A 13,368-nucleotide genomic window follows, 5' to 3' on the forward strand; every position below is an offset into this window, starting at 1 on the left:
AAACGGCTAGCATATACAAAAAGCGCTGCTGGAATTCCTTTTGCTGGGACGTATCAACAAGGCGTAGCAGTAAAGAGCGTAGCAGTAGAATGCAGCCTGTTTTGATTTAAATATTGTTTTAATACATTGGGTAACACAGGAAAACTAAAGTAATGAGTGATATCAAGAAAGTGGTGCTGGCCTATTCGGGTGGCCTGGATACTTCAGTGATCCTGAAGTGGCTGCAGGATACCTATCAATGTGAAGTGGTGACCTTCACGGCCGATATCGGCCAGGGCGAGGAGCTGGAGCCGGCACGCGAGAAGGCCAGGAAATTCGGCATCAAGGAGATCTACATCGACGATCTGCGCGAAGAGTTCGTGCGCGATTTCGTGTTCCCGATGTTCCGCGCCAACACCGTCTACGAAGGTGAATACCTGCTGGGCACTTCGATCGCCCGTCCGCTGATCGCCAAGCGCCTGATCGAGATCGCCAAGGAAACCAATGCCGTTGCCATCTCGCATGGTGCCACCGGCAAAGGCAACGACCAGGTACGTTTCGAGCTGGGTGCCTATGCGCTGAACCCCAACATCAAGATCATCGCGCCCTGGCGTGAATGGGACCTGTTGTCGCGCGAAAAGCTCTTGGCCTACGCAGAGACCAACGGCATCCCGGTCGAGATGAAGCACAAGCAGGGCGGTAGCCCGTATTCCATGGACGCCAATCTGCTGCACATCAGCTATGAAGGTCGTCATCTGGAGAACCCGGCGGCTGAAGCGGAAGAAGACATGTGGCGCTGGACGGTGAGCCCGGAAAAAGCGCCGGATGCCGCCGAGTATCTGGACATCGAATACCGGAACGGCGACCCGGTCGCCCTGAATGGGCAAGCCATGGCCCCGCACGACTTGCTGGCGCACCTGAATGCGCTGGGCGGCAAGCACGGTATCGGTCGTCTGGATCTGGTCGAGAACCGCTATGTGGGCATGAAGTCGCGTGGCTGCTACGAGACTCCGGGCGGTACCATCATGCTCAGAGCCCACCGTGCGATTGAATCCATCACACTGGACCGTGAAGTGGCCCATTTGAAGGACGACCTGATGGCACGTTATGCCAGCCTGATCTATAACGGCTACTGGTGGAGTCCTGAGCGTGTTGCGCTGCAAACGCTGATCGATCACACGCAGCATAGCGTCAACGGCTGGGTGCGCCTCAAGCTGTACAAGGGCAACGTCATCGTGGCCGGGCGTGATAGCGATACCGATTCCCTGTTCGACCCGACCATCGCGACCTTTGAAGATGACGCGGGTGCCTACGATCAGAAGGATGCAGGCGGCTTCATCAAGCTGAATGCCTTGCGCATGCGCATCGCCGCCAATCGCCGCAAACTGTCCTGATGGTTTGATAGCTAGTCAGCACAGTCTGTATTGACTAAAGCCAGATCAACAAAGCCAGCGCATGCTGGCTTTGTTGTTTGCGCTGGCCCGAGGCCGCATTCGTTCAGCCTGGATTCAGCAACTCGCTCTAAACTGTGCTTGTTGATATACGGAGTATGCTTGCGCAAACGGCGCTGAACAGCAGACACAACAGGCAAATGAAGCAGAATGGATTGATTCACTCATGTCGCTCACACGCATGCTCTTAACTGTCTTGCTGCTGGCAAATGCATGGACAGGGCCAGCACATGCCATGGACATCGGCCCGGCCGAGGCGCGCGACCTGGTGAAATCGGGATATATCCTCTCCTTCGAGAAGATCGCCAGTCAGGCACTGGCGATCAGGCCCGGCGATATCCTTGAAACCGAGCTGGAGCTGAAAAAGGGCCGTTACATCTACGAGGTGGAGGTGCTGGATGCCAAAGGCAATGTGTGGGAGCTTAAGCTCGATGCCAGTACCGGTCAGCTGATCAAGCTGGAGTTGGATCACTGATGCGCCTGTTGCTGGTCGAAGACGATGCAACACTGGGGCCGCAATTGCGCAGTGCTTTGCAGCGCGCCGGTTATGCCGTCGACCTGGCGGTGGATGGCATGGATGCCGAGGCGCTGGGCGATATCGAGCCTTACGATCTGGCGGTCCTCGATCTGGGCTTGCCCGGTCGCCCCGGTCTTGAGGTGTTGGCGCGCTGGCGCAGTCGGGGTAACCGTTTGCCCGTTGTGGTGCTGACCGCCCGTGGCAGCTGGCAGGAGAAGGTAGAGGGCTTTCGTGCCGGTGCGGATGATTACCTGAGCAAGCCGTTCCAGATGGAGGAGTTGCTGGTACGGGTCAGTGCGGTGTTGAAACGCAGCCAATCGCAACTGGCAGGGCCACTGACCATCGATGGCCTGATGCTGGACGAAGCCACGCAGAGCGTGGTGGATGCGCAGCAACAGCGCCACCCGCTGACCGGCACCGAGTACCGCTTGTTGCGCTATCTGATGCTGCACCCCGGGCAAGTGCTGTCCAAGACCAGGCTGGTCGAGCACGTGTATGACAATGACAGCGACAAGGACAGCAACGTCATCGAAGTCTATATCAACCGCTTGCGCCACAAGCTGGGGGCTGAGCTGATCCAGACGCGGCGTGGTCAAGGTTATGTGTTCGGGTTGAGTGCCTGATGCGGCTCAGCGTACGCCTGGCCTTGGGGCTTACCGTCAGTCTGGTGCTGTTGCTGACCTTGCAATGGGTGCTGGCCAGCATCGTGATCCGTCACCTCGCCGAAGATCAAGTCCTGATACGCTTGCAGCAGGACGCCGAAAGCCTGTTGTCCGGTGTGGATATTGAGGCGGATGGCAGGATGGTGCTCGATAAAGCGCGCATCAACACCAGCTATCAGCGGCCTTTTTCCGGTCATTATTACAGCATCAGTAGTGCAGGGCAGGGGCTGCTGTCGCGTTCCCTGTGGGATAGCGAGCTGGCCGTTGCCGAGCTCAATCCTGGCGTCACCGTGCACTTCAAGGCCAGCGGCCCACAGCAACAGCCTTTGCTGGTCCTGGTGCAGGGGTACCGCAAACATGGGCGCAATATCAGCATCGCGGTGGCCGAAGACACCAGCAAGCTGCGCGCCGGTATGCAGCAGTTCCAGATATTGAACGGTACGCTATCGCTGCTGGTATTGCTGTTGTTGCTATTGCTGCAGTACCGCATCGTCAGCACTGGCTTGCGCCCCTTGATGAATCTGCGCGGTGACATGGCAAAGTTGCAGCGCGGCGAGACCGACCGCGTTTCCAGCGCTGCCCCCGCCGAGATCGCGCCTGTCATCAATGAATTGAATCGACTGCTGGCCACCATGGGCAAGCGCAGCAAACGTTCGCGCGAAGCGCTGGGTAATCTGGCACATGCCCTCAACACACGCCTGGCCGCACTCAATCAGCTGGCGGATGCGCCTGCGCTGGCCGAGCATGCGGAGCTGCGTGTCGCCATCACGGATACCAGCGAAGCCATGCGCCGTATCGTGGCGCGTGAATTGAAGCGTGCCAGGCTGATCGGCGACACGCTGCCTGGCCGTCGCGTAGACCTGCACGGTGAAACCGGTTTGCTGCTGCAGACCTTGCAGCTCATGTACCAGGGCAAGCCGCTCTATATCGATAGCCAGGTGGCTGAGGACGCGCACTTCGCTGGCGATCAGGAAGACCTGCTGGAGATGCTGGGCAACCTCATGGATAACGCCTGTAAATGGTGTAAGCACCAGGTCAGCCTGACCATACTGCAACAGCGGGGTGTGCGTTTTATCGTGGAAGATGATGGGCCTGGCTGCTTGCCCGAGGAGATGGAGCATCTCACCTCCCGTGGTTTCCGTATCGATGAGAGCAAGCCGGGCAGTGGCCTGGGTCTGGCCATCGTGCGTGACATCGTCGAAAGCTACGGAGGTCAGCTCAGTTTTTCCCGTTCTGAGCGACTTGGTGGCCTGCGCGTGTCAGTGACCATGCCGGAGCGTGATGCGGATAAATTTTAGCTGTGGAGTTAGCGGCTGCGATTTGCGATAATCCAGCTTGTTTAACAGGAGCAAACTCATGGCCCAATTCGATCACGTCAGTGTCAAAAAGAAAGCAAACGTCTATTTCGACGGTAAATGTGTCAGTCACACGGTCATGTTCCCGAATGGTACGCGCTGCACGGTAGGCGTCATTTTTCCCAGCACCCTGACCTTCAACACCGGCTCGCCTGAGCTGATGGAGATCAACTGCGGCAGCTGCCGGGTACGCCTGGCCGGCGAGGAAAGCTGGAGAAGCTACGCGGCCGGTGAGAAATTCACCGTGCCTGGTAATTCCAGTTTTGAGATCGAGACCATCGAGATGGTCGATTACGTCTGTCATTTCGAGTAGATCATGCCTTCGTTCGATATCAGCTCCGAAGCCGACATGGTCGCGTTGAAGAATGCGGTCGATGTCGCAGCACGCCAGATCGGCAACCGTTACGATTTCAAGGGCACCTCGGCCAGCATCGAGCTGAACGAGAAGGACAAGCAGATCACTTTGTTCGGTGATTCGGATTTTCAGCTCGATCAGATCAAGGACATCCTGTTCCCGGCGCTGGAGAAAAAAGAGCCGGACAGTGCCAAGCGCCTGGACCATCAGGATGTGCAGAAGATCTCTGGCAACAAGGTCAAGCAGATGATGAAGATTCGCGATGGCATCGATACGGAGTTGGCCAAGCGTATCGTCAAGCTGATCAAGGACTCCGGTCTGAAGGTGCAGGCCAGCATCCAGGGCGACACGGTACGCGTCAATGGCGCCAAACGTGACCTATTGCAGGACACCATCGCATTTGTGCGAAAATCGGTGACGGATTTTCCATTACAATTCGGAAACTTCAGAGACTGAAGCTTTCAGGCTTTCGATGTTGGTTGGATAACTTTTAGGAGAATGCAATGAACAAAGTGTTTTTACTGCTGGTTTCCATGGCGTTTCTGGCTGGCTGCAACACGGTTGCTGGCGTAGGCAAGGATCTGGAAAAGGGTGGCGAAGCCATTCAGAAATCTGCCAAGTAAGTAAGCTTAGGCGTCATGCTGCCCGGGCGCGTCTTGGGCCGCTGACGCTTTTTCATTTTTTAAACCTGCAGTACTGCAAACGCAGTACCAAGATACGCAGGACAGGACATCGCAATGTTGACAGTTGGCTTTATCGGATGGCGCGGCATGGTGGGCTCGGTGCTCATGCAACGCATGCGCGAAGAACAGGATTTTTCTTTGATCGATCCGGTGTTCTTCACCACTTCGCAGCCCGGCGGGCAAGGCCCCTCGGTAGGCAAGGAGGTGCCGCCACTCAAGGATGCCCGCAGCATCGCCGAACTTAAGGCCATGGATGTCATCGTCTCCTGTCAGGGGGGAGATTACACCACCGAGATATTCCCGCAGTTACGCGCTGCAGGCTGGCATGGGCACTGGATCGATGCAGCCTCCGCACTACGTATGGAGCAGGACGCTGTGATCATTCTGGATCCGGTCAATCAGCCGGTGATCGACGCGGCATTAGCTAAGGGCGGCAAGAACTGGGTGGGCGGTAACTGTACCGTATCGCTGATGCTGATGGCCTTGCATGGCCTGTTCAAGGCCGATCTGGTCGAGTGGGCCACCTCCATGACCTATCAGGCGGCTTCCGGTGCTGGTGCGCAGAACATGCGTGAACTGCTCAAGCAGATGGGCGAGGCGCATCGCGTGGCTGCTGATCTGCTTGCACAACCAGCGTCTGCCATTCTGGATATCGACCGCGAAGTGGCTGGTATCCTGCGCGATGAACGCTTCCCGACCGCCCACTTTGGCGTGCCGCTGGCGGGCAGCCTGATCCCCTGGATAGACAAGGATCTGGGTAACGGTCAAAGCAAGGAAGAGTGGAAGGGTGGTGTTGAAACCAACAAGATCCTGGGGCGCAGCGCCGATCCGCTGGTCATCGACGGCCTGTGCGTGCGCATCGGCGCGATGCGATGCCATTCGCAGGCGCTCACCATCAAGCTGCGTCAGGATGTGCCGCTGGATGACATCACCGCCATGCTGGATGCGGCCAATCCATGGGCCAAGGTCATCCCCAATGAGCGCGAGATCACTATGCGTGAATTGACGCCAGCGGCCGTGACCGGCACCTTGATGACGCCGGTAGGTCGCCTGCGCAAGCTGGCGATGGGGCCACACTACCTGTCCGCATTCACGGTGGGCGACCAGCTGTTATGGGGCGCAGCCGAGCCATTGCGCCGCATGTTGAGAATACTGGTCGCACAATGACCCTGCACAGGCTGAATGCCGGCGCTATCAGCCCGTGCCTTGACAAACACGTCGCGCAGCGGGCGCTTTATCCTGGCGACCGCACGCAACGCTCGCCTAAATGAGCTTGGCCGACTAAGATATCTGCTATGCGGGTGAATCACATCAAGCTGCGTAGCGACACGCACATCCCCAAGCGTATGGCACGGCAGTTCCGTGCCTGGTGTACAGCCTGCCTGCTGGGCTTCAGTTTTAGCGCGCATGCGGCCAGTTTGGGGCAGTTGCAACTTGGCTCTGGCCAAGGCGAGCCCCTGTTCGCCACACTGCCTGTTGCGACTGAAGGCGACCCTGTCGACAGCGTGTCCGTTTCAATCGTCGGCCGAGAATACCTTGCAGCCCGCGGCTATGCGGTGCCTGCGTTGTATGAGCAGCTGGCCTTCAATCTGCGTGAGCTGAACGGCCAGCCTGTGCTGGTGATCACCACCGCAGATGCGGTCACTGAGCCGCAATTCGACCTGCTGGTGCAGGTGCACTGGCCAAGTGGCAGCCAGGTGCGTGCTTATCGGGTCGATTTTGCTGCCGTGCGTATCGGTGCAGACGATGCCGCCACCCTCGATGGTCCTGTCATCGACCGTACCTCCACCCCATTACAAACCCATACCATCGCCAGGGGCGATACATTGAACACGGTCGCAGAGCGCATGCGGCTGGCGGGGCAGACCCGTGAGCAGATGCTGCTGTCGATCTTCAAGTCCAATCCGGATGCGTTCGATGACAATAATATGCATCGCCTCAAGGTCGGCAAGATCTTGCGTGCACCGGATGCCGACACGGTAGAGGCCGTGCCCCAGCCGGAAGCCGTCGCCGAGATCCGTGTGCAGACACGTGACTGGAACGCTTACAAGGCCCGTGTTGCCGCCGCTGCCAAACCACTGCCGGAAGCAGCAGCTGCGCCGGAGAAAGAAGCGAGTCCGCAAGCCAGCACAGGCAACATCACGGTGGCAGAGCCGCCTGCCGCTACACAGGGTGACAGGGTGGTGCTATCCAAAGGCGCAGAGCTGCAGGACGGTCAGCAGAGCCTGATCGACAAGCTGAATGCCATTCAGGAAACGGCCGCTGCCCGCGAGCGCAGCATCAAGGAAGCCAACGCGCGCATCGCCATACTGGAAAAACAGATCGAAGACCTGCAAGCGCTGTTTGCCATGAAAAGCAAGCTGCTGGCAGACCTGCAAGTTGCCGAACAAGCGCTTGCCAAAGCGCAAGCAGAAGCCAAAGCGCAAGCTGAATCAGAGGCGCAAGCAGATGCACAACGAGAGGCTGAATCGCCGTCAGCAGCCCAAGCCGGGGCCCAAGATGTCGCCAGCGGCTGGTTCTCCCAACAGTTCCCCATGGTGGCCGGTTTTGCCCGCGAGCACTTGAGTGGGCTTTGCAATGGCGTGACCGGCTTGTTCATCGGCCTGCTATTGTTGTTGCTACTGGTGGTTGCTATTGTGCGATCCAGTGTGCGATCCAGCCGTCGTCGTGCTGCGGCTATCGCAACGCCCAAGCCCGAAGTGCGCATGCCGTCCAGAGAGACCAGGCATACGCCACGCATCATCGATCATGTCATCCTGCCGGCGAAGCCTGCAGAGGCGGTGCCAGTGGGGGCCGACAGCGCTGCGAAGACGGATGCAACGCCTGGCGTGCTTGCAGATGCCAATGTAGCGGCTGCAGGAGAGCCCGCCATCCGTGCCGAGCCCGTCGCCAATGATGGCGGTGAGCAATCAGACTCTAGGCCAGTCGATGCAGTCGACTATGCTACGGATGTTTCGCCAGTCGCAGCGCCAAGTGAGTCCATCAGTTCCTCTGACGCCCCCGTCGAACTGGTAGCGCAGGTCGTCACGCCAGCTGAAGACATGGCCAGCACCAAGGTTGAGCCTGCTGAACCTGTTGTGGCTGCAGAGGCTTCAGCATCCGTGCCTGCATCTGCGAAACCCCCTTCAGCAAAATCCACTGCCGCTGATGGTGCGGCTGATCTTGATTTCTCCAGCATCAATCTTGACTTCGAGGTGGGAGGCGATGCGACGCCTGCGCCTGCAGAAGTTGAACTGGATCAGCCGGAAATGGACACCAAAATCGACCTTGCCACCGCCTACATCGACATGGAAGATCTGCCAGCAGCGCGCGTGCTGTTGAACGAGGTCGTCAAGTCTGGCAGTCAGCGTCAACAGGCGCGTGCCCAGGCACTGCTGACGCGCATAGGCTAGGGCGCAAGCGCTACTTGTTATTGTGCACGCCTGTGTCCGTATCCTGTTATTGGTGTTGATGGCGATCGCCGTCGCCGACTCAGGCCTGGTTCAATTGCTGTTGTTGGCTGCTCCGGTTGCCGTCTGGTTGTACTTTGGCAGTTGGCCGCGATTTGTGTCCATGTTGCGGCGCAGCCGCCTGTTATTACTTTCCCTGCTGTTGATCTATGCCTGGACCACGCCCGGCGAATACCTGCCCGGCTGGCCTTTGTGGCTGGCACCCAGTTATGAAGGCCTGGCGGCTGGTGGCTTGCAGCTATTGCGACTCGCACTGATGCTGGCGGCACTGAGTCTGTTATTGCAAACCACCAGCCGTGAGCAGTTCATCGCCGGTCTGTTGCAGCTGGCCAGCCCTTTGCGGTTTGTTGGCCTGGACCCGCAGCGTTTTGCTGCGCGGCTGTGGCTGACCTTGCATTATCTGGAAGAGATGCCGCCACGCCAGTCGCTGCAGCTCGCATTTGCACAGTTGCAAGCGCCGCCATCTGAACCGCAGTCCCTGCATACCATCCACCTGCAGCTTGCGCCCTGGCGCAAGACGGATACCGTCCTGCTGTTGCTGGGCGTGATACTGACTGTTCTGGTGTGCGTGCTGTGAGGATAGCGCTGGGTGTCGAGTACGATGGCAGCCATTTCTGTGGCTGGCAGAGTCAGCCTGGTGGATGCGGTGTGCAGGACGCCCTGGAGCGTGCATTGCAGGTATTGGCTGGTCACGATGTGCGCGTTACAGCGGCCGGACGTACCGATACCGGCGTGCATGCCCTGTCGCAGGTGGTGCATTTCGATACCGATACCGAACGGCCCATGACGGCCTGGGTGCGTGGCGTCAACGCACACATGCCTGGCTGGGTGAGGGTGTTGTGGGCCCAGCATGTGGATGCACGTTTCAATGCACGTTTTGACGCGCATAGTCGTCGCTATCAGTACATTCTGGTCAATCAAGCCGTGGCACCGGCCGTGCTGGCGGGGAAGGTGGGCTGGTTCCATCTGCCGCTGGATGTGCATGCCATGCAGCAGGCCGCTGAACAGTTGCTGGGCGAGCATGACTTCAGCGCCTTCCGGGCTGCCGAGTGTCAGGCCAAGTCACCGGTGCGTACCCTGACAGAAGCCAGCCTCGCTCGGCAGGGTAACAGCATCACCTTCAGTTTTTCCGCCAACGCCTTCTTGCATCATCAGGTACGCAATATGGTGGGCATGCTGGTCTATGTAGGAAAAGGCAAACTGCAGGCGAATGCGGTGCAAATGTTGTTGTCTGAGCGTGACCGCCGTCTGTCGCCACCCACCTTCGCGCCTGATGGCTTGTATCTTGCCGGAGTCGGTTATGATGCGCATTGGGGTCTGCCATGCACCACGCGCAGTGTGAATCTCAGTTTATGAATGGATGCTGTCAGGTAGGGTCAAGTTGAGGACACGTGTCAAAATTTGCGGTATCACCCGGGTCGAGGATGCGCTGGCGGCGGTCGCTGCCGGTGCAGATGCCATTGGTCTGGTGTTCTATGCGCCCAGCCCGCGCTGTGTCAGTGTGGAACGGGCTGCCGAGATCGCGGCTGCCATCCCCGCATTCGTCAGTGTCGTTGGCTTGTTTGTCGATGCCAGCCGTGACCAGGTCGAACAGGTGCTGCAGGCGGTACCGCTGGACTTGTTGCAGTTCCATGGCGAAGAGCCGCCTGACTATTGCCGCCAGTTCGCACGCCCCTATATCAAGGCGGTCGCGGTGCGGGAGGGGACAAATTTGCTACAATACGCCGCTGATTATCATGATGCGCGCGGCTTGCTGCTGGATACCTATCATGCTGCCATGCCGGGTGGCACCGGTCAGGTGTTCGACTGGGGTTTGATCCCGGCTGATCTGGCCAGGCCGGTGATCCTGGCAGGCGGGCTGCAGGCAGATAATGTAGCTCAGGCCATCGCACAAGTGCGGCCTTACGCAGTCGATGTCAGTGGTGGCGTAGAACAATCAAAAGGAATCAAGGATGCAGCCAGAATGGCGGCATTCATGCGAGGAGTTGGGAATGCAAGTGTATGACATGCCGGATGGACGTGGCCACTTTGGACCTTACGGAGGTACGTTCGTCGCCGAGACCCTGATCGAAGCACTGGACGAGTTGCGCGCCATGTATGAGCGCTACCGTCATGATCCGGAGTTCCTGGCAGAGTTTGCTTACGATCTCAAGCACTTTGTCGGTCGGCCCAGCCCGATCTATCACGCCAGGCGCTTGAGCGACCAGGTAGGCGGGGCGCAGATTTATTTCAAGCGTGAAGACCTCAACCATACCGGTGCACACAAGGTGAATAACACGGTAGGGCAGGCATTGCTGGCCAAGCGCATGGGCAAGCCGCGCGTAATTGCCGAGACCGGTGCCGGTCAGCATGGCGTGGCCACTGCCACCATTGCCGCCCGTCTGGGTCTGGAATGTGTGGTCTATATGGGTTCCGAGGACGTGAAGCGTCAGGCGCCCAATGTGTACCGCATGAAGCTGCTGGGCGCCACCGTGGTGCCAGTCGAGAGCGGCTCCAAGACCCTCAAGGATGCGCTCAACGAAGCCATGCGTGACTGGGTCACCAATATCTCGGATACCTTTTACATCATCGGCACGGTGGCCGGCCCGCATCCTTACCCCATGATGGTGCGCGATTTTCAGGCCGTGATCGGCGTGGAAGCCAAGGTGCAGATGCAGGAGATGCTGGGGCGCCAGCCTGATGCGGTGGTCGCCTGTGTGGGCGGTGGCTCCAATGCCATGGGTATCTTCTATCCCTACATTGACGTGGATGGTGTGCGTCTGATCGGTGTCGAAGCGGCAGGGCATGGTATCGAGACCGGCATGCATGCCGCCCCGCTCACCGCCAACAGCCCAGTCGGTGTGCTGCATGGCAATCGTACCTACCTGATGCAGGATGCTGATGGCCAGATCATCGAGACCCATTCCATCTCGGCTGGTCTTGATTATCCTGGCGTGGGCCCGGAGCATGCCTGGCTGAAAGACATCCAGCGCGCTGAGTATGTGGCGGTGACTGACGATGAAGCCATGGCCGCTTTCCATAATCTGTGCCGCACCGAGGGCATCATCCCGGCCCTGGAATCCAGCCATGCCATCGCCTACGCTAGCAAGCTGGCCGCGACCATGAGCAAGGACCAAGTCATCCTGGTGAACCTGTCCGGGCGCGGCGACAAGGACATCAATACGGTGGCACGTCTGTCCGGCATCACGCTATAAACTACTATAAGAAAACATCGTAACGTTATGTCTCGTATAAAATCTGTATTCGCTGAACTCAAGGCGCAAGGCAAAAAAGCCTTGATCCCCTACATCACGGCAGGTGACCCGCACCCACGGTTCACGGTCGATCTCATGCACACCATGGTCAAGCACGGTGCCGACATGATAGAGCTGGGCGTGCCGTTCTCTGACCCCATGGCGGATGGCCCGGTGATCCAGCGCGCCAGCGAGCGTGCTTTGGCGCACCGCGTCGGTTTGCGTCATGTGCTGGAGATGGTGGCCGAGTTCCGCAAAGAGGATGGCCACACACCCGTGATCTTGATGGGCTATGCCAATCCGGTGGAAGCCATGGGGGTGGAGCGTTTCGCCGAGCAGGCGCGTTTGTCCGGGGTGGATGGCGTGCTGACCGTGGATTATCCACCTGAAGAATGTGCCGAGTTCGTGGGTTTGCTGCAGAGCAAGCAGATCGATCCCATCTTCCTGCTGTCGCCTACCTCCGAGCCCGCCCGCGTGGATCTCATCGTGAACCAGGCCAGTGGTTTTGTTTATTATGTTTCCCTCAAGGGCGTGACCGGTGCCAAGAACCTGGACATGAGCGAGGTCGCCGAGCGCGTAGCGACCATCCGCACCAAGACCGACTTGCCTATCGGCGTGGGCTTTGGTGTGCGCGATGCCGCCACCGCCACCGCTGTAGCGGCCGTGGCTGATGCTGTGGTGGTAGGTAGCCGTACCGTACAAATGATAGAGCAGTCCGATGAAGCTGCACTGAGCCAGAATCTGGCCGGGCTGATCGCGGAATTGCGCCAGGCGATAGACGCCGTACACTGATCGAAAAGGATTCCTCATGAGCTGGTTACAGAAACTGCTACCGCCAAAAATCAACCGCCCGGCAGGCATCAATCGCAATAAAGTGGTGCCTGAGGGACTGTGGAGCAAGTGCCCCGCCTGCGATGCCGTGCTGTACCGTACCGATCTGGAAAAGAATGCCGAAGTCTGCCCCAAGTGCAGCCATCATCATCGCATCTCGGCGCGTGAGCGCCTGGATCTGTTGCTGGATGCGGAAGGTCGTAGTGAGATCGGCGCTGAAGTGCAGCCGCTGGACCCGCTCAAGTTCAAGGACAGCAAGCGCTATATCGACCGCCTGAAAGCCAGTCAGACCGAAGTCGGTGAAACGGATTCGCTGATCGTCATGCAGGGCAGTATCAAGGGTATCCCGGCCGTGGCGGCTGCGTTTGAATTCAAGTTCATGGGAGGCTCCATGGGCTCGGTGATGGGCGAACGTTTCGCCCGCGCCGTGCAAGCCTGCATCGAGCAGCGCATGCCCTTCATCTGCATCTCTGCCAGCGGTGGCGCACGCATGCAGGAGGGCTTGTTCTCGCTGATGCAGATGGCCAAGACCAGTGCTGCTCTCACCCAGCTCAGTCAGGCTGGCCTGCCTTATATCTCCGTGTTGACCGACCCGACCATGGGCGGTGTGTCTGCCAGCTTCGCCATGCTGGGCGATGTGATCGTCGCCGAGCCTAATGCCCTGATCGGTTTTGCCGGCCCGCGCGTGATCGAGCAGACCGTGCGCGAGACCTTGCCGGAAGGTTTCCAGCGTGCCGAATTCCTGCTGGAGCATGGGGCGATCGACATGATCATCGATCGCCGCGAGATGCGTGATCGTCTGGCTAACATGCTTAGCGTCATGATGCGTCTGCCTTCTGCAGCCTGATCGACC

The 13,368-nt window shown here is 58.7% G+C and carries 15 protein-coding genes; all 15 read left to right on the forward strand.

What is annotated here, in order from left to right; genetic code table 11:
- Positions 1–152: 152 nt before the first annotated feature.
- The 15 genes from ED236_RS00700 to accD all read left to right on the forward strand — a co-directional run bounded on the left by ED236_RS00700 (position 153) and on the right by accD (position 13,362).
- Positions 153–1,373, forward strand: coding sequence for an argininosuccinate synthase (locus tag ED236_RS00700; protein ID WP_123236034.1), 1,221 nt, complete (start codon positions 153–155; stop codon positions 1,371–1,373).
- Positions 1,374–1,665: 292 nt separating this feature from the next.
- Positions 1,666–1,905, forward strand: coding sequence for a PepSY domain-containing protein (locus ED236_RS00705; protein ID WP_240031973.1), 240 nt, complete (start codon positions 1,666–1,668; stop codon positions 1,903–1,905).
- Positions 1,905–2,570 carry a response regulator transcription factor gene (locus ED236_RS00710; RefSeq protein WP_123236036.1) on the forward strand — a complete coding sequence of 222 codons (666 nt, stop codon included), beginning with the start codon at positions 1,905–1,907 and terminating at the stop codon, positions 2,568–2,570. The genes ED236_RS00705 and ED236_RS00710 overlap by 1 nt, the downstream gene beginning before the upstream one ends.
- Positions 2,570–3,907, forward strand: a complete 1,338-nt coding sequence (locus ED236_RS00715; RefSeq protein WP_240031974.1) for an ATP-binding protein — start codon at positions 2,570–2,572, stop codon at positions 3,905–3,907. Before ED236_RS00710 ends, ED236_RS00715 begins: the two co-directional genes overlap by 1 nt.
- 58 nt (positions 3,908–3,965) lie before the next feature.
- Positions 3,966–4,277 (forward strand): pyrimidine/purine nucleoside phosphorylase, encoded by a 312-nt coding sequence (ppnP, locus tag ED236_RS00720; protein WP_123236038.1) that lies wholly within the window; start codon positions 3,966–3,968, stop codon positions 4,275–4,277.
- A gap of 3 nt (positions 4,278–4,280) precedes the next feature.
- Positions 4,281–4,775: a YajQ family cyclic di-GMP-binding protein gene (locus tag ED236_RS00725; protein ID WP_123236039.1), complete on the forward strand. Its 495-nt coding sequence runs from the start codon at positions 4,281–4,283 to the stop codon at positions 4,773–4,775.
- A gap of 47 nt (positions 4,776–4,822) precedes the next feature.
- Positions 4,823–4,942 (forward strand): entericidin A/B family lipoprotein, encoded by a 120-nt coding sequence (locus tag ED236_RS00730; RefSeq protein WP_123236040.1) that lies wholly within the window; start codon positions 4,823–4,825, stop codon positions 4,940–4,942.
- A gap of 114 nt (positions 4,943–5,056) precedes the next feature.
- On the forward strand, positions 5,057–6,169 hold the full coding sequence (asd, locus tag ED236_RS00735) for an aspartate-semialdehyde dehydrogenase (RefSeq protein ID WP_123236041.1): 1,113 nt from the start codon (positions 5,057–5,059) through the stop codon (positions 6,167–6,169).
- A 128-nt stretch (positions 6,170–6,297) separates the two neighbouring features.
- Positions 6,298–8,394 carry a motility hub landmark protein FimV gene (locus tag ED236_RS00740; RefSeq protein ID WP_123236042.1) on the forward strand — a complete coding sequence of 699 codons (2,097 nt, stop codon included), beginning with the start codon at positions 6,298–6,300 and terminating at the stop codon, positions 8,392–8,394.
- A gap of 22 nt (positions 8,395–8,416) precedes the next feature.
- On the forward strand, positions 8,417–9,028 hold the full coding sequence (locus ED236_RS00745; protein ID WP_338053132.1) for a CbiQ family ECF transporter T component: 612 nt from the start codon (positions 8,417–8,419) through the stop codon (positions 9,026–9,028).
- The gene (truA, locus tag ED236_RS00750; RefSeq protein WP_123236551.1) at positions 9,025–9,807 is read left to right on the forward strand and encodes a tRNA pseudouridine(38-40) synthase TruA; all 783 of its coding nucleotides are present in this window, start codon (positions 9,025–9,027) and stop codon (positions 9,805–9,807) included. Before ED236_RS00745 ends, truA begins: the two co-directional genes overlap by 4 nt.
- Positions 9,808–9,832: 25 nt before the next feature.
- On the forward strand, positions 9,833–10,456 hold the full coding sequence (locus tag ED236_RS00755) for a phosphoribosylanthranilate isomerase (RefSeq protein ID WP_123236552.1): 624 nt from the start codon (positions 9,833–9,835) through the stop codon (positions 10,454–10,456).
- On the forward strand, positions 10,443–11,645 hold the full coding sequence (gene trpB / locus ED236_RS00760) for a tryptophan synthase subunit beta (protein WP_123236044.1): 1,203 nt from the start codon (positions 10,443–10,445) through the stop codon (positions 11,643–11,645). Before ED236_RS00755 ends, trpB begins: the two co-directional genes overlap by 14 nt.
- A gap of 27 nt (positions 11,646–11,672) precedes the next feature.
- On the forward strand, positions 11,673–12,476 hold the full coding sequence (gene trpA, locus ED236_RS00765; protein ID WP_123236045.1) for a tryptophan synthase subunit alpha: 804 nt from the start codon (positions 11,673–11,675) through the stop codon (positions 12,474–12,476).
- Positions 12,477–12,492: 16 nt separating this feature from the next.
- Positions 12,493–13,362 carry an acetyl-CoA carboxylase, carboxyltransferase subunit beta gene (gene accD, locus ED236_RS00770; protein WP_123236046.1) on the forward strand — a complete coding sequence of 290 codons (870 nt, stop codon included), beginning with the start codon at positions 12,493–12,495 and terminating at the stop codon, positions 13,360–13,362.
- Positions 13,363–13,368 lie beyond the last annotated feature (6 nt).

Source organism: Pseudomethylobacillus aquaticus (assembly GCF_003730115.1).
Classification (GTDB): Bacteria; Pseudomonadota; Gammaproteobacteria; order Burkholderiales; family Methylophilaceae; genus Pseudomethylobacillus; species Pseudomethylobacillus aquaticus.